Genomic DNA, 23,964 nt, shown 5'->3' with positions numbered 1-23,964 from the left:
CATGTTCAAACCAAGCTCATCTTGATATTCTTTGGAGTTATAGCGATACTTGTATTCAGAAGGCTTACTCGGTGTTGGTGGTATAATTTTATTAACTTCTCCAACTTTTGCGTACACTAACTCGTCCGAGTTGTAATTGGTGTGTTTTAATCCGAAAGGATAATAGTGATTTTCTTCTAGTATTTTCAAAGAACCTGTAGTGGCATCTTTAGTGTAACTTAAACGTATATTACCCAAATGGTCGGTATAATTATAAATATAATTATATGCCGTTCCCGTTTTTTGAACATAACCTTCGGCGTGTGGAAAAAACAACAAAATATTATTTTTGTATTGGTAACTACCTAAATATTGTGTTGTACTTGTAGTGGTTCCTACTATTACCTTTTTTTCTAATTTTTGACCCACAGCATTGTAAATATATACAATATTATTACCTTCTGCAAATGTAATTTTAGTTGGCAAATTCAGATGGTTGTAATTTATTCCTATAATGGCTTTGTTGTCATCTTTTGTCATGTTGCCATTGGCATCGTACAAATAATCATAGTCTGGGTCATTTACGCCATCACTATCGTCTTTAAAACCTTGGGGATTGTTTGTATTGTCAAACACTTGCACAAGTTGGTTTTTGTTGTTAGGGTCATACGTAAACTTTAAATTATCAATAACATTTTCAGGTACCACTCCGTCACTATCGATGCCTCCTGTTCTAAACAAGGTGGTGATGTTGCCATTTTTGTCGTAAGTTAGGTTTTCATTATAATTTTTTTGAGAAGCCGCTACATCTGGTTTTTCATAACTTGCTACATTTAATCTGTTCAGATTATCATACGAGTAATTGTATTTTCTTAAGATATTGTCGCTATTGGTGCGCCAGTAGGTCTCTGAGATATTTCCGTTGTATAAAGCCGTTGCTGAGGCAGGATTGTTATAGCTTAGCTTAAAAGCAAATAAATCTCTTGGATTTGTCCCTTGAATTAGATTTGCTGTGTCGTTTATGCCTTTTAGCCAACCACGAATATTATAATTATAATCTACTTTTTGTAAGCCTAATGCGCCTGTAATATCTGTACCTCCTACATTTTTACTTATCAGTTGCCCCAATTCATCATAAGTATTGCTGGCTATGAGTTGCACAGGCAAAGCGTTTATTTGCTGTGTGTGCAAGAGTAACTTGTCTTGTGCGCTGTAAGTAAACATATCTTTTACCGTTAGTACCGCATCGGTATTTACTCTTTTGTGGGTTGTTACGGTATAATTGGTTTTGCCTATAAAATCGAGGTTGCTATCTACTTGGGTAAATCCGCCTAAATAGTTTGCTGTATAGCTTCTTACAGGACGGTATTTGTCGTCATAAAAAGTATAAGAAGATTTTCCATTGGTCTCACTTGGCAAAGTGAGGGCTCTAACCCATGAACCTGTAGCCAATCCTTTTACGTTTTGGGCAATAGGATAAGTGCTGTTGGGTAAAGTCATAGGCAATGTTGGAGCATTAGGAAAAGTGTAATTATCGTAATAATTCTTGGTGAGTATATCGTTTGCAGTGAGTACAAAAGGATTTGTACCTGCCGTTATATTGGCTTGCCAACCACTACGAGAAGTTTCGCTCACAGCCATGGCTTTCCAGCCTGTTTGTGTTACTCTACCAAGGGCATCATATTCTGAGATTAGAACACCCACTGTACCATCGCCCCAAGGCGAAAAAGCAGGTCCTGTGGCTACGGCTCTATCTAGTTTATCATAGACAATGTATTCCCATTGTTTGCCTGGTATTTTTTTAGCCGATAATCGGTTGCGATAATCGTATTTGTATTGGTAACACAAACCTTCGAGAATACTTTGAGTAGTTATACCATTAGCAAGGGGTGACAATACATACGTTAGATTTCCAAACTGGTCATATACATAAAATGTGTCATGGCTTGTTTGAGTAGAGAGTACCGTTCCACTTAAGTCTTTATAGTCTGAAAATGTTCGTTTTAATACTACTTGCCCTTCTTTGTTTTTAAATTCTTGGGTGGTATTGTTGTTACCAGCCGTCCAGTTCTCATCTTTGGTGATGGTTTTGTACAGTTGATTTTCCTGATAATTTCCGTTGTCTGTAATGGAAATATCATACACATTTGTTCCTGTATTCCAAGTGGCATCGGCTTTAAAATATTTTACTTCGGTGTCAGTGTTGGTTTGGTAATCTAGTTTTATTTCGTGACCCGAACCCAAAGCCCAAGCTGTTCCTGGAGCCGATTGTTTGAAAACCCTGTTTAATGGAGAGCTTTCAAATTCTTTCTCGCTATATGGGTTTTGGGTATTTTCATAAGTTGTATTGTTGTAAAACGTACCTATCTCTGTTCCTGCATTGGGATTGTAGTTTAGCGATGATGTGCTATTGGCATACGGTAAATAGTCTTTGGTTTGGCGACCAAAAGCATCATATTCGATATGGGTTACAATGTCTTTTCCTGTATTAGATTGCGCATTGGCTATTTGTTGGATAGGACGACCTAGACCATCAAAATACGTAACTTGTGTAACGGGTAATGTGGCACCTGCTCCTTTGTAGGTGATTGATTTAACGTAGTTTTGGTCGGGACTTTGTGCTAAAACAAGAATCGGGAATAAAAGTGTTATTAATATTTTTTTCATCTTGTTTAGTTTGGTCTGTAATTATTATCCATTTCTTTGATCACGTTGCCATCATGGTCTTTTATTTGCTTTAATCGGTGTAAAGCATCATATACATAAGTGCTTATTCTGCAATTAGAATCCATGGTTTGCACAAGTAAATTTGTTATGGCATCATAAGTAAACACGGTTACTTGTGAATTGGCATATTGGTTAACAAACACACAAGGGTCTCCAGAAATAGTAGTTGTATTAGGGTCTAGTGTTCCTGTAAAGTTTTCTATTTTGGCAATTACTTGGTTGTTTGTATTATACAAATACTTGGTTTTTGTACCGTCTTTTAAAGAAACTAAAGTAGGATTGCCTTTGCTGTCATATTCTTCAAAAATAGCTCTGTCTTCTAATTCTTGACTCCCTTTTGCGGTTTGTATGATTTCTGGCAAAATGTGATTATTAGCATCTTGTTTGTACAATGTTCTTTGTGTAGAAAGTAAATTTGCATTTTGGTATTGTTTTACTTCTATAGGATTGCCCACATTGTTTTGCGATTGCAATCCTGCATACGCTGCTGTTTGTAATCCGTTTAAACCTGCTAGAGTACTGGCTTGGTTAACGTATTTGTTTTCAATAACATTTGTAATAGCACTATCACTAGTGTTCGTGGTTATTTTAGTAGGCAAGCCTCTTAGGGTGCCGTACTCGTAGGTTTGAGTGGTAATTAGTTTTTTGTAAGGCGCTTCTAATTGGTCTTGGGTAGGGTATATAACGCTAGAGTCATCCGTTTCACTATACTCATGAGGTACTAAACTGGCAGGTATTGGGTCTATGTATGTTGTTTGTTTTTCGTTTGTTTTCTTGTAAGAATAAGAATTAGTGTAATAGGTTCCTACGAAATAATTAGACAAAGTATTTTCATTACAATTATTCCCTCTTTCTTTTAATATTATATTAACAGTACTATAATTATTTTCAAAAATATGGATAATTAAGTATATCCCAGAAGCTAAATTAGCATCTAAATTAGTTAGGATAGGGCTATTATCATTTTCTAGCTTTAAACGTAAAAGTCGATACATTTCATTTTCAATAGCATTAAACGAACCTAAACTTCCTGTGGGGTTTAATGGATCAAGTGCACCATTATGGTCATAAACAGTTTCAAAACTTCCTCCCGCTATTGGATTATATTGATAACCCATTGTGTAAGTATCGTAACTCTTAAATCCAAATAAATTTAATTTTGCTCCGACTATGGGGTATTCATATTCATATTTTTTTTCTTGAATTTTAAAAACAGAACCATTAATATTTTTAAATATTTTTTCTTTTAATTCCAATCCATCTAATGAAATAACATTGTCTTTCGCATCAGGTGCTGATATGTAATTAGTATTTAACAGCCCTTCAGTAATGGGATATAATTTTCCATGAGTAGATTCTTCTGATATTTTGAACGTTTTTTCAACACCTCCTTGTTCAAAATTGTCTCCACCATAACTAACCGTTACATTCGTGTAGTCTTTAGGTTTAAAAGTGGTGTAGGTAAAATCAGAATAATTATATTGTGAATGAATTGTTTTAGTATAAACAGGAACTAATAGAACTGCATTAGATCCTGAATAACAAGCATGAATGCGTCCTGATTCTGTAATATTGGGAATAGATTCAAAAGCATCTGCAAAAATGTCATTTCTTTTATGAAATGAAGTATAATAAAATCTTTTTGTTGATGATAGAATATTTGACTGAGAAAAATCTTTGACTCTTTTAATTCTTACTCCTGCTCCTGAAATATTCTGATAGCCCACTTGTAAATTAAAATTAAAACTTCCATTAGCAGAATACCCTGTTGAAATAGCAGTAGGTGGGGTTATATCAATTTCAATTTTATAAGTGTTATTCATTAAAAACTGATATTCAAATGTTTTTGTTCCAATATTACAATATCGTATAAATGTTTGATTAGAGGTTAAATTAGTGATTTTAAAGGTAACAGTGGCATAATGATTGGGTACATTATTTAGTGTGGTTGCATCAAGATTAATAGTCACTGTCTGAGTATATAGAATTGGCATCTGAAAAAGGGTATGTTGAATTCCTGATTCATCTATAAAGGTTTTTGGCACTTCATCATGTAGATTTGTTTGTGATGAAATATTATCAGGGTCAATATTTTGATTTATATAAACAAGACCACTAATTGTTTCATATTTTTTTTCAACGGAAGGCTGTTCTTCATATTCAAAATTAGTATAACCGCCTGTTGGGTAAATTACTTTTTCTAATACGCCTTTACTTGCAAATTCAAAATTGGCATTTCTATTTGGGCAAACAACAGAACCTGAATTTGGGAAACAAGGGATAAGTGTTGTATTATTACTATTATTAAAATAGCCTAGCATATCAATTTTTTTAGAAAATCTTGCAGGTAAAGCATCTGGACTATTGTATTCCAATCTATATACTTCATACTTTTTACCTAAACCATTTGAGGCTTGAAAATCCTTATTGAAGGAAACTTTATTTAAAAAAAAACGTTTAGCTGTACTGGGGTTTTCTAATCCTATATATTCTAAATCGATTTTAGAAAAAAGCACATTATTCTTTTTAATTTCAATTGAATTTAGAACAGTTTTAAAATTCATGTTGTCAATTGAAGTCCTGTTAAACAAAATCTCATCAGTAGTTGTTAAATTATAAATTCTCTTTATCAGTTTTTGATTAAAAATACTATTAATAGAACTAGAGCTACTTGCTGAATCTGGAGAGTAAGGAGGACAAGGACCGTTAGAGGTATTTTCATAACCATCAACAATCGTGGTTCTTGTTAATGAATAACTAATACTTAACGGTAATTCATAGGTTGGTTTAGTATCATACTCCAACAAAATAACTCCATTTACAGGGTGTTCTACTTTATAGAGATAAAAAGAAGTGACACCTCCAGCATTTTGTTGGGAAAAACTTCCATTTATAGATCTTGATTGAGTACTTTCAGAGGCGTTTAATCCTCCAAAATAAAACTTTACACCATTAGGATCAGTAATTAAAATCGTCTTGTCTGAATATAATGAACCTATAATTTCAATTTTCAAGTGTTGTTCATTCTTAACCATTACAGGAATAAAATTATTATCTAAATAAAAACTTCCTGAATAATTTAAAAAATGAAATCTAAAAATATCTACCTCAGTATCATAATCTTGGTCAAGATACGACCTTAATTGTCCTGCACCACTGGTACAATCCGCTTGATTAAGATTTAGTAGTTCTGCTTCTGTCAAATTTATGCGTCTATTATTAAAAAAAGCTTGTTCGTCTGCTAAATCTCTAATTTCTCTACTTACTAAACCTCCTGCATCTAATGTCCAGTTAATACCTGTCTGTGTCGCAATATCATTAACCTTGACACCTGCTCCGTTATAATTCAGGCTTATAGGTAACTTTAATCTTCCTATTTGGTATTCACTTATAGGAATACTCAAGTTTACTTTTCCATTAAATTCATCTACTGGCACATCTCCATATTTAGTTATGGCAAAGGCTTCAGGTGTGGGAGGTGTAAAATTAGGTAAATCTACTTTTAGCTTGTTTTGGTCTTGCGCATTCCCTAAAAAACCAAACAATCCTAAAATAAATAACAGTTGTATTTTTCTTGTTGTAAAAATTCTCATAATTATTGTTTAATCACTTTAATACCTTCTTGTCCGTTATTGGTTCTAATATCTATAATATATATTCCTGTTGGCAAATTGCTTAAATCCATAGGAATGGTATGTTCGCCGTGTATTTTAGTTTGTTTGATGAGCCTCCCGTTTAGGTCATACATGGTAGCATCACCATCGGTATAATCAAAATTTACAATCACATTAGTAAATGTGATGGCAGGATTAGGCAAAGCTTCGATAGTTATTTTTGTCTTTTCTGGTTTGCTTTTGTCTTTTAGTTTTACCACCCAAAAATCACTGCCGCCTTTGGTACTATTCTTATCACGAGATACTTCTCCTTTAGATGTTCCAGCAAGCAAATAACCACCATCTCTGGTTTCTAATAATTTTTTCAGTACTTCATCGCCTTTACTTCCCACAGTTTGCGTCCAGATTTCTTCGCCTTTGTCATTTATTTTTAAAGCAATATAATCGTTTATCCCTTTTTTGTCTCCTGCTATTTTTTTACCTACTCCTAACTTTCCGTTTCCTGCTTCACTTTGTGCATAACCACCTATTAGGAAAGTTCCATCCTCATTTTCTATAATAGACGTTAGTACATCTGTTTTGCCATAATTATAAGTTTGTTGCCAAAGTATGGTTCCAATATTGTCAAACTTAACCACCCAAAAATCAGTTCCGCTGGTATTGCTTTTGGTTTTTGAGTTGGTTGCTCCTGAGTTAGAATTTCCCCCTGCTATATAACCACCGTCTTTGGTTTGTGTCAAGGCAAATAAATTATCATCTTGGTCGCCTCCCACGGTCTTTTGCCATTCGATTAAGCCTTCTTTATTTAGTTTTACAATCCAATAATCGCCTATTCCAATGTTCGCATCTATTTTATCTCCCGAAACGGGTGAGTTTGAGTAACCTCCTAGAATATAGCCTCCATCGGTTGTTTGTACGATGCTTTTTAGCTCATCTATATACTCGCCACCTATGGTTTTTTGCCATTCGATTGTGCCATTTTCTTTTAGTTTTACAACCCAATAATCTAGGTTACCTCGAGAATCTTCGGTTTTGCCAAATTTGTCTTCTGTTCCTTTTTCGTCTTTTTCTGTTTTGTTTGAACTCGACGAACCGCCTATAATATACCCGCCGTCTTTTGTTCTTGCAATACTTTGTAGTTTTTCTTGCCCTAAACCGCCAATGGTTTTTTGCCATTGTTCGCCTCCTTTTGCATCTAGTTTAATAATCCAAAAATCGGAATCGCCTTTGCTATCTTCATTCTTGTATTCTGATTTGTTGGAGGTCGATGTTCCTGCTAAAATGAATCCTGCATCTTTTGTGAGTTTAATGCTTTGCAACAAATCGACTCCTGAACCGCCAAAGCTTTTTTGCCAATCCAAATCGCCTTTTTCGTCCATTTTCCAAACCCAGTAATCCAAATCTCCTTTGTTGTCGTCCGATTTGTTTCCGTTTTTGTTAGAAATAGAACTGCCTGCTAAAATGAATCCGTAATCGGGTGTCGGAATTGCATCAAATAGAAATTCGGCGTGCTTGCCTCCGTATGATTTTTCCCAAAGAATGTCTTGGGATTGTACTGAAACTGCACAAAACTGTAGTGTAAGCAATAAAATAATCGTATTGCTTTTTAAAATATATGACATGAATTATTTTTTCAGGTTAAGTTATTGATTAAAATATTTTGAAGAATTGTCTTATTAAAAAAATATTTTTTCTCCAAATTTTGGCAAAAATACAATTAAAAATCATTATCAAACAATCATTAGTTTTAGTTAGAAGAATTTTTAAATTATTATACCTGATATTTTATTTCTAAAGCAAAATACAACAAACAAACTCCATACTGTATAAAACAATATGGAGTTCAAAAACAAAACTTAAAGTCCTAAAGAACCTCAATAATATTCAAAATATTATACTCTTCATTTCTCAAAGAATATTGTACATTATTTACCTCTTGATAAAAAGAAATCATCAATAAGTACAATTGTACACCAGTACCCGTAGGAACACCTGTGGGAATTAGTACAGGTGATGAAGCAACAAGATTAATAGGTAAATTAGCAATATTGCTATAAGTTACTTCAGAAATTTGGGTTTCAAAATCAAGATTCAAAAAAGCAGCTTGCAAAGCAATATGAGTAGCTCCTTGCGGAAAATGAAATTGTTCTGCTGCAATCAAATCTGTAAAACTAATTGTTCCTGTTAGGTTATCTAAAACATAAGGAGCAAACAAAACACTCTTCAAATGAGCTCTGTTATTAAAATCAAACCCCTTCAAAGCTTGTTTACCCTCAGCAGTAGCAATCCCATTACTCACATTACGCAACCCTCTGGCTGAAGTAGTATCTAAATTTTTAATACCAGCCATTGTCTGTAACAAACGACTAGAAAGCTTGCTGTCTTTTGCCTTAAAAACTAGACTACCCACAGCAGTTCGAAGAATTTTTCCAGAACTGGCACTATGAGAAAACTCTGAGCCATTTTCTCGTGTACGAATAAAATTTGGATCGTTTAAAATACGTTCTTTGGCAATACCTCCTTTTTTGCGAACAAAATTCTGACCATCTTTTTTGTAAAAAGTTAAATCTTCAATTGTTCCTTCAATTTTAATAATTCCGCTTGTTTTAGCCATGATAATTGTTTTTTATATTTGTTACTAATAATGAAACAAGAGTAAAAACGATGCCACAAAATAAAACCATAGCCGAAAGAGGACGAAATTGCCGTTTTTACCGAAATAGACGCTTTTTACCATAGGAAATTATTTTAAATAAACCGTTTTGGGTGTAATTATTCAAAACGTCAGTTCGAGTGTTCTTTTGTTTAGTAAAACGGAATAAAAAATCTATCGAGAACCGTTTTTAATTAATTCAATCTGTGAAAATCAGTATCTAAATTAGATTGGCACAAGTATTGTGTTTTTCTTAAAATAAAAAAACTAAAACGCCAATGCATAGCCAATAAAAAGTTAATTAATTTTCTTACAAAATAATTTATCACGCAATATCGTTTACTATAAAATGTAAAATCAATCAAATTCAAAAAAGCCTAAAGGTGACTTAAAGGTGAGCAAAAGCCGACTATAAAGGGAATATAAGGTGAACAACATAAATTCTATTTTTATAAAACATACCCAAAGCTTCAAAGCACAATAATTAAACTCTCAAATACAATTTTATGAGTAGAATATGCATTTATCCAAAAGACATTCAAATGATTACTGGCAAAAGCGAAAGACAAAGTAGGAATATTATAATAACAATCAAGAAAAAATGTAACAAGGAAAAACACCAACCCGTAACATTGGAAGAGTTTTGTGAGTACATGGGTTTAAAACTGGTAGAAGTAAAACAATTTATAAAATAATCAGTCATATGCTACAGAATGCACGACAAATTGCATTTTAAAAAATTAGAATCAATTCGATTGAGAAAGAGCTATTTTTAATATAAAATATCCATAAAATTCGCGTTATCTGTGTGCCATTTTTTTCTGCAGATTACATAACTTTTTCAAAACTTAAATTTGTCGTGCACACTAGATACTTCATAACCCCTATAAACTAAGTTTTTTTTTACATCTAGCTCAAATAAAAAATTTACTTATTAATTCCAGTAAATTCAAATAGTAATGTGGTATAAAACAAAAATTATGATAATTTTAAGCCTCCAAATTAAATGAAAATCTGTATTTTCGCAATATGATGACAGATACAGAAATTGAAGATTTAAAAACATTATTGGCTTCGCCAAAAAAAATAACAATTATTCCGCATAGAAATCCTGATGGAGACGCCATGGGCTCTACTTTAGGATTGTATCATTTTTTAGAACAACAAAAACATGAAGTTGTGGTCATGTCGCCTAATGAATTTCCTGATTTTTTAGCTTGGTTACCAGCATCAGAAAAAGTGTTAATTTTTGAAAAAAACAAAGAAAATTGTACTGAAATTCTAAACCAATCTGATTTAATCTTTACCCTAGATTTTAATGCACTGCACAGAACTGGAGAAATGATGCAAGCTACATTAGAAAAATTAGATAAAACTTTTGTGATGATAGACCATCATGAGTTTCCTGACTCCTTTGCAAAATATACTTTTTCAGATACAAAATATGGTTCTACTTGCGAGATGGTATATCATTTTATACACCAATTAAAACAAGAAAAATTAATTAATAAAACCGTTGCCACTTGTATTTATACAGGAATTGTAACCGATTCTGGTTCTTTTCGTTTCCCAAAAACAACAAGTACAACCCACCGCATAGTTGCAGATTTAATTGATAAAGGTGTCGAAAACAGTGCTATTCACAATCAACTATTTGACAAAAGTTCTTACAGTCGTTTGCAATTGTTAGGTCGTGCGCTTCAAAACATGAAGCTAATGACCGATTATAAAACGTCTTATATTACATTATCGCAACAAGAATTAGACACTTATAATTTTCAGAAAGGTGATACTGAAGGAATTGTAAATTACGGACTTTCTATTGACGGAATAGATTTTACTGCTATCTTTATCGAAAATTCAGCCGAAGGAATTATTAAAATTTCATTCCGTTCTCAAGGTAGTTTCGATGTAAATAAGTTCTCTAGAAATTATTTTGGAGGTGGTGGACACATTAATGCTGCTGGAGGAAAATCAGACAAATCATTACAAGAAACCATTGCTGATTTTGAAAGAATTGTAAAAGAAATTAAAAAATAAAGGGATATGAAATTATTAAGAATAATAGGTTGCTTACTTCTTGGCATGAATTTAGTTACTTGTTGTACAACAAAACAAGAACCAAGAAGGCCAGTTTCACAAGCATCAGGCGAGTTTATGAAACAATCAATAGAAAGAAATAAAAAATTAAACGAAATCGAAGAAAACATCATTGAAAAAATAATTAAAAAAGATACTGCTGTCGATTATATTGCCTCTACAAAAGGATATTGGTATTATTATAACACAAAAAACACAACCGAAGCAGCAAAACCAATAAAAGGCAATGTTGCTTTTTATGATTATGAAATTAAAGATATAAATGGAAACATAATTTATAGCCAATTAGATCTAAAACCCCAACAATATGTAGTGGACAAACAAGCCATCATGATTGGTTTACGTGACGGAATAAAACTGATGCAAAAAGGAGAAAAAGTAACCTTTTTATTTCCATCACACATGGCTTTTGGATATCATGGTGATAACAAAAAAATAGGAACAAACGAACCGCTAATTTGTACAGTTACCTTAAATGACATTAAACCAATATCAAATACAACAGAAAATTAAAATTAACTAACTATATTTTTTAACAATGAATAGAATAACAAAATTAGTATTAAGCCTCACCGCATTAGTCTTATTTTCATGCAACTCACAACACGATAAATTAACAGACGGACTTTATGCCGAAATAGAAACCAGCAAAGGCAAGATTTTACTACAATTAGAATTTGAAAAAACACCCATAACTGTTGCGAATTTTGTATCACTTGCCGAAGGAACAAATACCTTTGTGGAAGAAAAATTTAGTAAAAAACCTTTTTATGACGGATTAAAATTTCATAGAGTAATTGCCGATTTTATGATACAAGGTGGTGATCCAGATGGTAATGGTTCTGGTGGTCCTGGTTATAAGTTTAACGATGAGTTTCGTGACGATTTAAAAATGGACAAAGCAGGAATTCTTGCGATGGCAAATGCTGGTCCAGGAACAAACGGAAGTCAATTTTTTATTACCCATAAGGAAACAAATTACTTGAATGGTCATCATACAGTTTTTGGTCATGTTATAGAAGGTCAGGATGTTGTAAATAAAATAGCGCAAGATGACAAAATTATTAAAATCCAAATTATCCGAAAAGGAGAAGCAGCAAAAAAGTTTGATGCTCCAAAGGTTTTCAAAGACTATTTTGATAATCAACTAGTAGCGAAAAAAGCAAATGATGCTAAATATGCAAAGATAATAACTGATAAAATAGCTTATTTTGCAACTGTTAAAGCCAAAGCTACAAAAACAGAGTCAGGATTAATGTACACTATTGTTAGTAAAGGTAAAGGTAAAAAACCTGCAGCAGGAACAACCTTCTTTTTTCATTATGCAGGTTATTTTGAAGATGGAAATCTTTTTGACAGTAGTTATGAAAATGTAAATCGCGAATTCGGAAAGTTTGATCCAAATAGAGCCGCACAAAACGGATACCAACCATTCCCATTTGAAGCAGGAAAAAAAGACGGTATGATTCCAGGGTTTATTGAAGGATTAGAAAAAATGTCATTTGGAGATAAAGCCGTTGTGTTTATTCCTTCTAATTTAGGTTATGGAGCGCAAGGTGCAAATGGTGTAATTCCACCAAATACTAATTTGATTTTCGAGTTAGAAATGTTAGAAAAAATGCCAAGTAAATAATATTAATATTTTAAAACAAAATGAAAACTAAATTAAATCTATTATTAGTATTCCTTTTAGTTATAGCGAATGGCTATGCTCAAAAAGGCACAAAAAAAGTTACTAAATCTAAAATAGTAACGGCACAAACTACAACAGCTAAAACTACAGCTGATGGTATATTTGCTGAATTTGATACTTCAAAAGGGAAAATTGTCGTACAATTAGAATATACAAAAACACCAATAACTGTTGCTAATTTTGTATCATTAGCAGAAGGTACAAATACTATTGTAAAAGCTGATCTAAAAGGTAAGCCTTTTTATAACGGATTAAAATTTCATAGAGTAATCAAAGATTTTATGATACAAGGTGGAGATCCTTTAGGAAATGGTTCTGGAGATCCAGGATACAAATTTAAAGATGAATTTACTGATGCTAAATTTGAAAAAGGAGGAATTTTAGCTATGGCAAATTCTGGCCCAGCAACAAACGGGAGTCAGTTTTTTATCACTCACAAAGACACACAATGGCTAAACGGAAAACATACAATTTTTGGATATGTAGTATCTGGAATGGATGTAGTAAATAAAATAGCCCAAGACGATGTGATAAATAAAGTTACTATTTCAAGAAGTGGAACTGAAGCCAAAAAATTTAATGCTTCAAAAGTTTTTGCCGATTATTATGCTACTAAAGGTGACGATGATAAAAAACAAGCACTTTTAGATGCCGAAAAAAAGAAAAAAGAACTTGAAGCTGCTATAGAAGCTAAAAAAGTTTACACAACACAATATGGTTCTGTTATGGCAGCAAAAGTAGCTTTTTTAGCAAAAACTAAAACTACAGCTACAAAAACAACATCAGGTTTAGAATATGTAATTGTAAAAGGAACAGGAGTAAAACCAGTAGACGGAACAACAATATATGTTCACTATGCAGGTTATCTTGAAGATGGAAGTCTTTTTGACAGTAGTTATGAAGAAATAAATAAAACTTACGGGAAATTCGATGCCAATAGAGCCGCTCAAAACGGATATGCACCGTTTCCTTTTCAAGCAGGAAACAAAGGAGGATTAATACCTGGTTTTCTTGAAGGTTTAAATATGCTATCATTTGGAGATAAAGCAACTTTGTTTATCCCTTCAAGTCTAGGTTACGGAGCAAATGGTGCTGGAAATGTAATTCCGCCAAATGCAAATATTATTTTTGAAGTAGAAATTTTACAAGCTTTGCCTACAAAATAATAAAGCTTATAAATTCAAATAAAAAGGGAACAAAATAATGTTATTTTGTTCCCTTTTTATTTAATAACTTGTTTTAGTTATCCTTTAAACTTCCAATCAAATTCATCTTTATCATTTATAGTCGCTCCCAATTCAAACCTAATTACCTCATTATATTCGACCTGAAAAATCATCCAATTACTTTCGTTAAAATAATTATCTACTGTATCAAAATTTTCAATTTCAAGAGATTTAATGCCTTTATTTGTAACATTTTGCTCCACTTCTTTAATTGACTTTCCAATAATTTTTTCTGAAAACAATTCTAAATCAGGGTTTGAACTTATCATGTAACCCAACTTCAAATTCTCATCTTCATAAAATGTTAATCGTAATTTTTTATTATTATATAAAAAAATAACATTATTCTCGTCGTCTTTGTATTGCTTATCAGGATTACCATAAATAGTTATAACGTCCTTTTGCTTCATACCAAAGATGAGTTGGTCGATTCCTGTTTTTGGGTTTATTTTCATAATTTATTTTTTAAATTTTCTTTAACGGTATCAAACCACTCATCACGAAGAATACTCAAAATGATACTGTCTCGTCTTGTTCCGTCTAGTTTTGTCATATTACTTCTCAAGACACCATCTATTTTACAACCAATGCTTTTCATTGCTGCTTTACTGCGTTCGTTTGCATTGTCAGCACGAAATTCTACTCGTTCCATATTCATTTTTTCGAAAGCAAATTCGAGTAATAAATATTTACAATGTTTGTTGAGTCCTGTTCCGTGAAATGGTTTTCCGTACCAAGTATAACCCAATTGTAAGGTTTTATTACTAAGCTGAATATCATAAAAACGGGTGCTTCCAGCATATTCATTTGTTCGTTTGTCGAAAACTACAAAGGCATATTCAGTAAGTTTTTCTCTATTGTTTAATGCAAATTGAATGTAGTTTCTAAAATTCTCTTCTCCAATTGCTGGCAAAGAGGAATATTTCCATATGTCTTGGTTTTGCAACGATTCTGTAAATAAATTAGTAAAATGCAATTCTTGCAAAGGTTCTAATCGAACGAAATCGTCTTCTAAAATGTAGTTTGTGGCAAAATCGAAATTCATAACATTATATTTTTAAACAAAATGCATTTTTGAACCATATAAGGCATGTAAGAGTATTTAAGTTGGACTTTATAATTTATAAAAGCATTACTCATTAAATTCGTCATGTCGTTCTGGAACTTGCGGATCATATAACGGACATTTGTATTCTTCGAGAATATCTACTAGTTTGTCCATCGTTTTTCCTTCGGTGCCGTAGCAATCTATTTTGATGCTTTGTGGTGTTGTTCTTATGTGAAAGACTCCTACTCCTTCGTCATTTTTCCAGCTTTTCTCATCTACTTTTTCCCATTTTGAGAAAACGTTTGCAATCCGATTTAAGATTACTTCGATGGGTAAATCTTCGAGTCCGTCGACTATTTCTTCATCTGAAATGGATTCGTAAACCAAATGATGATTTAAGTAAATTCCTTCTTTATAATTCCAAAATACTAGTTCGTACATAATTATTTTTTTGCCCACGGATAGCGCGGATTTATACTGGTCAGAACGGATTTATTATATTATTACTGAAAATTACAAATATTTTAGCCCCGATTACAGTGAAAATCCTTTTCTTTTTTTTCTTTAAAAAAAGAAAAGATTGAAACGAAAAGCGGGAATAGCTTCTAAAAAATCTAATATTCGAAAGTTCCGTATTGGGATTGTATAGTTAGTTTTTTATTTTCGCTTGCTTCTACTCTACCCACAATTTGGGCATCGACGCCAAATGATTTTGAGATTTCGATGATATTATTTGCTATGTTTTCTGGAACATAAATTTCCATTCGGTGACCACAATTAAAAACTTGGTACATTTCTTTCCAATCCGTTTTTGACTGCTCTTGTATGAGTTTAAAAAGTGGTGGAACTGGGAATAAATTGTCTTTTATAACGTGCAAATTGTCTATAAAATGTAAGATTTTTGTTTGTGCTCCTCCGCTACAATGCACCATTCCGTGTATGTCGTTTGGCGTGTAGTTTTCTAATATTTTTTTGATGATTGGCGCATAGGTTCTTGTTGGAGAAAGTACTAATTTTCCTGCATCTATTGGAGAGTTTTCTACTTTATCTGTTAGTTTTACGCTTCCTGAATACACCAATTCGTTGGGTACTTGTGCATCGAAACTTTCTGGATATTTTTCTGCTAAATACTTGTCGAAAACATCGTGACGCGCAGAGGTAAGTCCGTTACTTCCCATACCGCCATTATATGATTTTTCGTAATTTGCTTGACCAAAAGACGCCAATCCCACGATGACATCACTGGGTTGAATGTTGGCATTATTTACTACATCTTTGCGTTTCATACGAGCCGTTACGGTCGAATCGACAATAAGTGTTCTCACAATATCGCCTACATCGGCAGTTTCGCCACCTGTAGAATGTATGGTTACACCGAAGGTTTTAAGTTCGGCAATTAGTTCTTCGCTTCCGTTGATAATAGCAGAAATTACTTCGCCTGTTATCAGGTTTTTATTACGCCCGATGGTTGATGATAACATAATATTATCGGTTGCGCCAACGCATAATAAATCGTCGATATTCATGATTAATGCATCTTGGGCAATGCCTTTCCAAACAGACATGTCGCCTGTTTCTTTCCAGTACATATAAGCCAAAGACGATTTTGTTCCTGCGCCATCTGCGTGCATGATGAGACAATATTCTTCGTCGTTTGTTAAGTAATCTGGAACAATTTTGCAGAATGCTTTGGGGAATAATCCTTTGTCGATATTTTTGATGGCGTTGTGCACATCTTCTTTGCCTGCGGAAACGCCACGAAGTGCATATCTTTTTGAAGTATCAGAACTCATTTTAGTTTGTGTTGTTGTAAGGCAAAGATAACAAATTGAATTACGAATTGCGAATTACGAATTACGAATTTTTTACTTTTCTAGAATTAAGATTTCAACTCGGCGATTGGCTAGTTTTTCTGAATCATTTTTTTCTGGAATTTTATAAACTGGTTTTGAACTCCCAAAGCCTTCGTGAAATACTCTAGCAAATAAAATGTCTTTTTCTACTAAATAAGTATAAATAGCCTGCGCTCTTTTGCTAGATAGTTTTACATCTTTCATATCTGTATTACAGCAAATGTGTCCGTTTATTTTAATTTTTAAATTTGGATTTTGCTTCATAATGTTATACAATTCCAATAAGATTGGTTTCGATTTTTCTACAACTTTATCGGAATCAATATAAAAATAAATATTATCGATAGTAATCACATCTCCTTTTTTAGCGTTTTTAAATTTGGTTAACAAAGATTTAGTTTCTTTATCAATTTTAGATTTTATATCGCTATCCGTAGGGATTTCTTCATTTGTTAAAACGCTAATTTTTTGTTGTTTTGGAAGATTGTAAAAAAGAGTTACTTTTCTATTTTCGCTCTGGTTATTTGACAATTTAAAATCTTTACCAAACGGCATTAATTCTACATTTTCGTTTAACTGTAATTTGTTTTCTTTCAAGATTTTAATTACTTCATTTATTCTTTTGGCAGACAATTCTTTGTTGTACGATTTGTCATCTACACTGTCGCAGTAACCATATATTTTAGTTACTTCGGCTTTTGGATTTTCTGAAATCCAATTTTGAAAGATTTTAGCGGAACTTTCATTGGGAACATCAATATTAAAATCAAAAAAAACATCGAACTTTTCTTGTGAATAAGTTGTTATTGACAACAATAAAAAAAGTAAAATGTAACGTGTTTTCATAATAATTAATTTTCGATAACTTCAATTTCTACTCGGCGATTGGCAGCTCGTTCTTCTTCTGTATTTTCTGGTAAAGGAAATAATGGAATCGAGCTTCCAAAACCTTTGAAACTCATTCTTGTTTTTTCTATTCCATTAAGTTCTAAAAATTGCTTTACAGCTTTCGCTCTTTGCGTTGACAAATCTTTCCTATCGACAGAAACGCAACACAAGTGACCGTGAATACTAATTACCATTTCTGGTCGTTGTTGCATAACAAGTAAAAGCTCATATAATTTCCCTCGAGAATCATTGGTGACCGCAAAAGTATTCAGGATAAAATTAAGGTTGTTTAGTTTTAATTTAGTTCCTGGTTCTGCATAACAAAGTTCATCCATAAACTTGACATCGAGTTTGTATTCTGATTTCGTTCCGTTAAAATTATCTATTACCACTTTGTCAGGAAAAACAATTGGTTTCTTGGTTTTGGTGATTTTTTTAGATTTTAAACCTAAAATCTCCTCTTCATGAATAATGTCTTTTGACAGTAAATAATAAATAGTTACCTTTCTATTTTCAGATTTATTTTTTGATTGTTGAAAGTTTTCACCAAAGTTTCTGGTTTTAAAATCTTCTCTAATTTTCACTTTATCCTTTATACTTTGATATACTTTATCTACTCTTTTTGAAGCTAGTGAATCATTATACTGATTGGTTCCATCTTCATCAGTATAACCATTTATTGATAGAATTTTGCTTGTTGGATTTTGACTTATCCAAGTTTGAAGTTCTTTATTTTCTAATATTGACAATTCAGATTTATTACTATCAAAATATACAGAGAATTGCTCTTGCGCATCTGCTAGATAAATATTGACAAAAAATAATATGTATATAAAAAATTTCTTCATTGTAATTAATTAACCCTATTTATTGTAAAATATTGTTGATTAGTCAAAAACAATACCAATAAAAAAGCCATTTGATTTCTCAAACAGCTTCAAATATAAGTAAAAGTCTCAAGTCAAAAAGTTTTAAAGTCAGAAAGTCTATTATTTTGGAGATTTATTTTTGATAGAACAAAAAAAGTCGAATATCTTAAAGTTTCAGATATTCGACTTTATAACTTTTGACTAATTACTATTTTGTAAACAACAACTCTCTATATTTTGTTAATGTCCAACTTTCGTTATCTACTAATAATTCTAATTTATCGCAGTGTTCGCGAATATCATCAAAATATGGTTTTACTGCATCACAATAAGCTTCTGCCATTTTTTGAGCATCGGTTAGGATATTTGCTTCTTTTCTGGCATCGATCATTTGCTCTACTTTGGTATTAATACCTTCAATATGCTCAGAAATTTCTTTGATCAAAACGATTTGTTCTTTACCAATTTTTTTGAAATCCTCTCCAAAAATATCTTTCAATCCTTTTACATTTTCTATTAATGTGTTTTGGTATTTAATCGCCGTTGGAATCACATGATTTCTAGCAATATCCCCTAAAACACGCCCTTCAATTTGAATTTTTTTAGTGTATTCTTCCAATTCAATTTCGTAACGAGCCTCAACCTCAACATGGTTCATCACGTTCATTTCAGAAAATAAATCCAATGCTTGTTTAGAAACTTTGGCTTTCAATGCTAATGGTGTCGTTTTAAAATTACTCAACCCACGTTTTTTAGCCTCTTGTTCCCAAGCGTCGCTATAACCATCTCCTTCAAAAAGAATTTTCTTAGAATTTTTGATATATTCTCTTAAAACATTAAAAATAGCATCGTCTTTTTTCATGTCTTTGCCATCAATCAAAGCATCGACTTCTTTTTTGAAATCTTTCAATTGTTTAGCAACAATAGTATTTAAAGTTGTCATGGCATTGGCACAATTTGCAGAAGAACCAACAGCTCTAAACTCAAATTTGTTTCCTGTAAATGCGAATGGAGAAGTTCTGTTTCGATCAGTATTATCTAAAAGTACGTCTGGAATTTTCCCTACTACATTTAGTTTTAAATCTGTTTTCTCTTCTGGCGAAAGTTTACCAGTTGTAACCCCTTCCAATTCTGCCAAAACTTTCGTTAATTGCTCTCCAATAAATACTGATATAATTGCTGGAGGCGCTTCGTTTGCACCTAATCTGTGGTCGTTAGTTGCTGTTGCAATAGCCGCACGAAGTAATTCTTCATAATCATTTACCGCTTTGATCGTATTGATAAAAAATGATAAAAACTGAAGGTTACTCATTGGCGTTTTACTAGGACTTAACAAATTAATTCCTGTATCAGTCGCTAATGACCAGTTGTTGTGTTTTCCAGAACCGTTTACTCCTTTGAATGGTTTTTCGTGAAACAATACTTTAAAATCATGACGTTCTCCCACTTTTTGCATCACATCCATTAATAATGAATTGTGGTCTACAGCAAGGTTTGTTTCTTCAAATATAGGCGCCAACTCAAACTGATTTGGTGCTACTTCATTATGACGTGTTTTTACTGGAATTCCAAGATACATACATTCTTGTTCTAGCTCACGCATATAATTTAATGCTCTCGTAGGAATTGAACCAAAATAATGGTCGTCTAATTGTTGTCCTTTTGCAGATGTATGTCCTAGCAAAGTTCTACCAGTCATTACAATATCAGGACGTGAATTTGCTAAAGCAGTATCTATCAAGAAATATTCTTGTTCCCAACCCAAAGTAGCAGTTACTTTTTTTACATTTTTATCAAAATATTTACAAACATCTACCGCCGCTTGATCTATCGAATGTAAAGCACGTAATAGTGGCGTTTTATAATCTAAAGCTTCTCCGGTATAGGATATAAAAACTGTTGGAATACATAACGTTGTACCAAAAATAAATGCTGGAGATGTTGGATCCCAAGCCGTGTAACCACGCGCTTCAAATGTATTTCTGATTCCTCCGTTTGGAAAACTTGAAGCGTCCGGCTCTTGTTGTACTAATTGTGCACCACCAAATTTTTCGACTGCATCGCTTCCATCATAAGAAGTTTCAAAAAACGCATCGTGTTTCTCGGCAGTGGTTCCTGTAAGTGGTTGAAACCAGTGGGTATAATGAGTTACACCTTTAGACAATGCCCATTCTTTCATTCCCATTGCGATATAATCGGCTAACTTTCTGTCAATTTTTGTTCCGTGCTGTACGGCATCTTTAACTCCTTTATGCGCATCTGAAGTAAGAAACTGCTTCATTGCTTTGTCATTAAACACATTTGCACCGAAAATATTAGATTTTCTATCGGCTTCTTCAAATTTTACAGATTTTCTACCCGATGCTTCTTTTAATGCTTGAAAACGAATTGTTGACATAAAAATTGATTTTTAAAAATTATACCCCATTAATTATGATACAAATATATAAAATTTTATCAAAATAAAATTTTAACCCCTATTTTTTTTAGGGTTAAATTTTAAAAAATACAAATCTTTAATTATCAATTGCCAATTACCTATTGTCAATTATGAATTCTTATCTTTGCGTTAGAATTATTTTTTCCTCAATTTTTTTGAGGCGCGTAATTCGTAATTTTTAATTCGTAATTAGATATTATGGTAGTTTGGATTTTATTTTTTGCAATGGTTTTTATCATTTTAGCGCTTGATTTAGGTGTTTTTAATAAAACCCCTCATATTATAAGCACAAAAGAAGCCAGCAAATGGACTGCAATTTGGGTTTCGTTATCTTTTGCTTTTTCAGGCGTGATTTATTGGCTATACGGAACTGACTATATTGCAAATCCGAATCATTTAACACAAACAGGTGCAGCTTTAAAATTCATAACAGGTTATTTAATCGAATTATCACTAAGTGTCGATAATATATTTGTAATTGCTATTATTTTCGCTTCTTTTAAAATAGCTCAGAAGTATCAGCATAGAGTCCTATTTTGGGGAATTCTTGGTGCTATAATTTTTAGAGGTTTAATGATTACGTTTGGGGTAATACTTATAAATAAATTTAGTTGGACAACTTATTTATTTGGAGTTTTCTTAATTTTCACCGCTGTAAAAATGCTTTTTTCTAAGGACGAAGAAGATTTTGACCCTAAACATTCATTCGTTTACAAAACAATTGGAAAATTAATTCCTATTACTCACGAAAGTCATAAAGAGCACTTTTTTATTAAAATTAATAATAAAAATTTTGCCACACCTCTTTTTGTTGCCTTAATAGTCATTGAAGTGATGGATGTTCTATTTGCTGTAGACAGTGTTCCTGCTATTTTAGCTATTACTTCCGATGCTTTTTTAGTTTTCAGTTCTAATATATTTGCTATTCTTGGATTGCGTTCTATGTATTTCTTTTTGTCTAATATGTTAGAAAAATTCAGTTATTTAGAATATAGTTTAATTGCTATTTTAAGTTTTGTAGGTCTAAAAATGTTATTGCACGATTATATTGAAATCCCGGAATGGGCATCGTTAGGTTTTATAGCTGTTTCGCTATTGGTTGGGATTTTAGTTTCATTAAAAATGGGTGACGAAGCGGAGCTAAATGATTAATTAACAAACGATTTGAAATATTTACTTAAATCCAAAAGATGAATTTCTTGCGGATTATTAGCTAATACAAACTTTAAATGTTCGTTTGTGATGTAATAATGTAAACCGTCATTTGTCGAAATTCCTTCTATTTGCAAAAAACGAGGTTTTAGATTAATCTTTCTTTTATTGCCCTCGAAAAAATGAGTTTCTTTAAAATCATAAAACAAATTAACAAACGGCTTTCCATTTCTGGTATATCCGCAAAGAGCTAAAATATTTTTTGATTCTAAATAAGTGGCTCCTGTTACCAAGCCTTCAATATCATAAACTTCCTTTTGTTGAGCAATATATTTTCCTGGCGTTTTTGGTAATGAATAAATTGTGGTTTGCTTGCTTTTCCATTCTTTGGTAAAAAGAAAAATGCTATCCTTTGTAACCACAAAAGCTTCACAGTCATAATTGGTTTTATTTGCAAATTGTCTGGTAAAGTTAGTTTGATTTGAATATTTGAATTCTATTTTATCTATTACTGGATTACTCGCCAATAATGAATTTTTCTCGATTCGTATAATATGTAAATTAGTTCGATTACCAGATGCATTATTTCCGAAATCGCCTATGTACATATAATTTTCGTCTTGCGATATTTCTTCCCAATCGGTATTTGTAACATGAGGCAAATTATATGTTTCTAGAATTTATCCGTTTATAGTATCTAATGCATACAAATTTGTATCTGTATCATCATTGTGAGTCCAAAGTCTATTATTCCATTGAATAAGTCCAGAGGTTTCTTTTAATTTTTGATTTAATACAAAAGTATTCGTAAGATTTATTGCTTCATTTTTGTAAACACAACTTCCATCATTAATAGTCGCTTTACTATTATAGTTTTTCGCCAAAACATCTGTACAACCTAAAGTTTGTGATATTCCTTTTATGGAAATTAGAAGACAAAAGAATAGCAATCGAAAATTCATAAATTCTTTTTTACAAATGTACTATTTCAATAAATAGATCGCATAAAAAAGAGATTGCATTACACAATCTCTTTTTCATCAACATAACAATTTAAAAACTAAATTCTATTTTTTATTATTTTCGAATCATCAAGATTGTATGCTTTTATTACGGCATTATAATCTGAATAATCAATCGCCATTTTATTACCAAAATATCCTGGCACAATTACAATTCTAAAGGTTTGATTTTGTGTCCATGTTGATGATAATGTATTCAAATCGAAGTTGGCACCAAGAAAAATATTTACATCATATTTTGTAAAATCAAAATTATAATCTAACTCACCACTCGCTCCTAAATAATAGGTTTGTGGCATTTGCCTCCAAACATCGGCACCATTTACAACATCATATAAATGATATACTAAAACCATATCCGAAGCATAAATAGAATTATTGAAAGTAATTAGTCTTTTGTAATTATTTCCTGAATTGAAAGAAATAGTATACTCAAGAACTTCGCTAATCGTATCGTTATCTACTTGTGTTTGCGTTTGTGGAGTGTCATTTACTGTACAACTTTGTAGCGATATCATACTGATAAAAGCTAGCAATAAGGTAATTTTTTTACTCATGATTTTTATATTTAAATTTTGGAATTCGTGAATCTTCGATTTCATGCTTTTGTGGTTTTTATGATTAATGTTATTTAATACTATTCATTAACTGTGCCAAAGTTTATTTTGGAACCTATTCCTTGCTTCAAAACGATTATAAA

General features: G+C 32.1%; 20 protein-coding genes. 6 read left to right on the top strand and 14 right to left on the bottom strand.

The genetic code is table 11. From position 1 onward, the window contains the following. The 4 genes from ABI549_RS09070 to ABI549_RS09055 form a co-directional block, all read right to left on the bottom strand. The coding region (locus tag ABI549_RS09070) for a DUF6443 domain-containing protein (protein ID WP_348076140.1) at window positions 1–2,646 on the bottom strand (2,646 nt) is incomplete at its 3' end. Between the two features lie 5 nt (window positions 2,647–2,651). Then, the gene (locus tag ABI549_RS09065) at window positions 2,652–6,299 is read right to left on the bottom strand and encodes a hypothetical protein (protein ID WP_348076139.1); all 3,648 of its coding nucleotides are present in this window, start codon (window positions 6,297–6,299) and stop codon (window positions 2,652–2,654) included. A gap of 2 nt (window positions 6,300–6,301) precedes the next feature. Continuing rightward, window positions 6,302–7,942: a T9SS type A sorting domain-containing protein gene (locus tag ABI549_RS09060; RefSeq protein ID WP_348076138.1), complete on the bottom strand. Its 1,641-nt coding sequence runs from the start codon at window positions 7,940–7,942 to the stop codon at window positions 6,302–6,304. 242 nt (window positions 7,943–8,184) lie between these two features. Further along, on the bottom strand, window positions 8,185–8,934 hold the full coding sequence (locus ABI549_RS09055) for a hypothetical protein (protein WP_348076137.1): 750 nt from the start codon (window positions 8,932–8,934) through the stop codon (window positions 8,185–8,187). A 545-nt stretch (window positions 8,935–9,479) separates the two neighbouring features. Here ABI549_RS09055 and ABI549_RS09050 point away from each other — a divergent pair. The 5 genes from ABI549_RS09050 to ABI549_RS09030 all read left to right on the top strand — a co-directional run bounded on the left by ABI549_RS09050 (window position 9,480) and on the right by ABI549_RS09030 (window position 13,932). Next, window positions 9,480–9,668: a hypothetical protein gene (locus ABI549_RS09050; RefSeq protein ID WP_348076136.1), complete on the top strand. Its 189-nt coding sequence runs from the start codon at window positions 9,480–9,482 to the stop codon at window positions 9,666–9,668. A gap of 334 nt (window positions 9,669–10,002) precedes the next feature. Beyond that, window positions 10,003–11,013, top strand: a complete 1,011-nt coding sequence (locus tag ABI549_RS09045) for a bifunctional oligoribonuclease/PAP phosphatase NrnA (RefSeq protein WP_348076135.1) — start codon at window positions 10,003–10,005, stop codon at window positions 11,011–11,013. 6 nt (window positions 11,014–11,019) lie between these two features. Next, window positions 11,020–11,586, top strand: coding sequence for a gliding motility-associated peptidyl-prolyl isomerase GldI (gene gldI, locus ABI549_RS09040; RefSeq protein ID WP_348076134.1), 567 nt, complete (start codon window positions 11,020–11,022; stop codon window positions 11,584–11,586). A 25-nt stretch (window positions 11,587–11,611) separates the two neighbouring features. Beyond that, on the top strand, window positions 11,612–12,706 hold the full coding sequence (locus ABI549_RS09035) for a peptidylprolyl isomerase (RefSeq protein WP_348076133.1): 1,095 nt from the start codon (window positions 11,612–11,614) through the stop codon (window positions 12,704–12,706). 20 nt (window positions 12,707–12,726) lie between these two features. Then, the gene (locus tag ABI549_RS09030; RefSeq protein ID WP_348076132.1) at window positions 12,727–13,932 is read left to right on the top strand and encodes a peptidylprolyl isomerase; all 1,206 of its coding nucleotides are present in this window, start codon (window positions 12,727–12,729) and stop codon (window positions 13,930–13,932) included. 77 nt (window positions 13,933–14,009) lie between these two features. Here the strand turns inward: ABI549_RS09030 and ABI549_RS09025 are convergent, their stop codons facing one another. The 7 genes from ABI549_RS09025 to ABI549_RS08995 all read right to left on the bottom strand — a co-directional run bounded on the left by ABI549_RS09025 (window position 14,010) and on the right by ABI549_RS08995 (window position 21,048). After that, complete coding sequence (locus ABI549_RS09025) at window positions 14,010–14,447, bottom strand: hypothetical protein (protein WP_348076131.1); 438 nt, start codon at window positions 14,445–14,447, stop codon at window positions 14,010–14,012. Beyond that, complete coding sequence (locus tag ABI549_RS09020) at window positions 14,444–15,037, bottom strand: GNAT family protein (protein ID WP_348076130.1); 594 nt, start codon at window positions 15,035–15,037, stop codon at window positions 14,444–14,446. The genes ABI549_RS09025 and ABI549_RS09020 overlap by 4 nt, the downstream gene beginning before the upstream one ends. Before the next feature lie 87 nt (window positions 15,038–15,124). Next, window positions 15,125–15,481 carry a hypothetical protein gene (locus ABI549_RS09015; protein WP_348076129.1) on the bottom strand — a complete coding sequence of 119 codons (357 nt, stop codon included), beginning with the start codon at window positions 15,479–15,481 and terminating at the stop codon, window positions 15,125–15,127. Window positions 15,482–15,654: 173 nt separating this feature from the next. Further along, window positions 15,655–16,833, bottom strand: a complete 1,179-nt coding sequence (locus ABI549_RS09010; RefSeq protein ID WP_348076128.1) for an AIR synthase related protein — start codon at window positions 16,831–16,833, stop codon at window positions 15,655–15,657. Window positions 16,834–16,905: 72 nt separating this feature from the next. Beyond that, window positions 16,906–17,739 (bottom strand): OmpA family protein, encoded by an 834-nt coding sequence (locus tag ABI549_RS09005; RefSeq protein WP_348076127.1) that lies wholly within the window; start codon window positions 17,737–17,739, stop codon window positions 16,906–16,908. A 5-nt stretch (window positions 17,740–17,744) separates the two neighbouring features. Further along, window positions 17,745–18,629: an OmpA family protein gene (locus tag ABI549_RS09000; protein ID WP_348076126.1), complete on the bottom strand. Its 885-nt coding sequence runs from the start codon at window positions 18,627–18,629 to the stop codon at window positions 17,745–17,747. A gap of 229 nt (window positions 18,630–18,858) precedes the next feature. Continuing rightward, window positions 18,859–21,048, bottom strand: a complete 2,190-nt coding sequence (locus ABI549_RS08995; protein WP_348076125.1) for a glutamine synthetase III — start codon at window positions 21,046–21,048, stop codon at window positions 18,859–18,861. Between the two features lie 240 nt (window positions 21,049–21,288). On the opposite strand from ABI549_RS08995, the gene ABI549_RS08990 reads away from it, so the two are divergent. Continuing rightward, window positions 21,289–22,242 carry a TerC family protein gene (locus ABI549_RS08990; protein ID WP_348076124.1) on the top strand — a complete coding sequence of 318 codons (954 nt, stop codon included), beginning with the start codon at window positions 21,289–21,291 and terminating at the stop codon, window positions 22,240–22,242. Here ABI549_RS08990 and ABI549_RS08985 read toward each other — a convergent pair. The 3 genes from ABI549_RS08985 to ABI549_RS08975 form a co-directional block, all read right to left on the bottom strand. Then, entirely contained in the window at window positions 22,239–22,904 is a 666-nt protein-coding gene (locus ABI549_RS08985) for a T9SS C-terminal target domain-containing protein (protein WP_348076123.1), read from the bottom strand. The genes ABI549_RS08990 and ABI549_RS08985 overlap by 4 nt on opposite strands. A gap of 18 nt (window positions 22,905–22,922) precedes the next feature. Continuing rightward, a complete protein-coding gene (locus tag ABI549_RS08980) occupies window positions 22,923–23,204 on the bottom strand; it encodes a hypothetical protein (RefSeq protein WP_348076122.1) in 282 nt (93 codons plus the stop codon). Window positions 23,205–23,302: 98 nt separating this feature from the next. After that, window positions 23,303–23,821, bottom strand: coding sequence for a hypothetical protein (locus tag ABI549_RS08975; RefSeq protein ID WP_348076121.1), 519 nt, complete (start codon window positions 23,819–23,821; stop codon window positions 23,303–23,305). Window positions 23,822–23,964: the final 143 nt, after the last annotated feature.

The sequence above is a fragment of the Flavobacterium sp. genome (assembly GCF_039932285.1).
Lineage (GTDB): Bacteria > Bacteroidota > Bacteroidia > Flavobacteriales > Flavobacteriaceae > Flavobacterium.
Note: the sequence above shows the minus strand (reverse complement) of the source record. Positions and strands in the feature narration are given on the sequence as shown.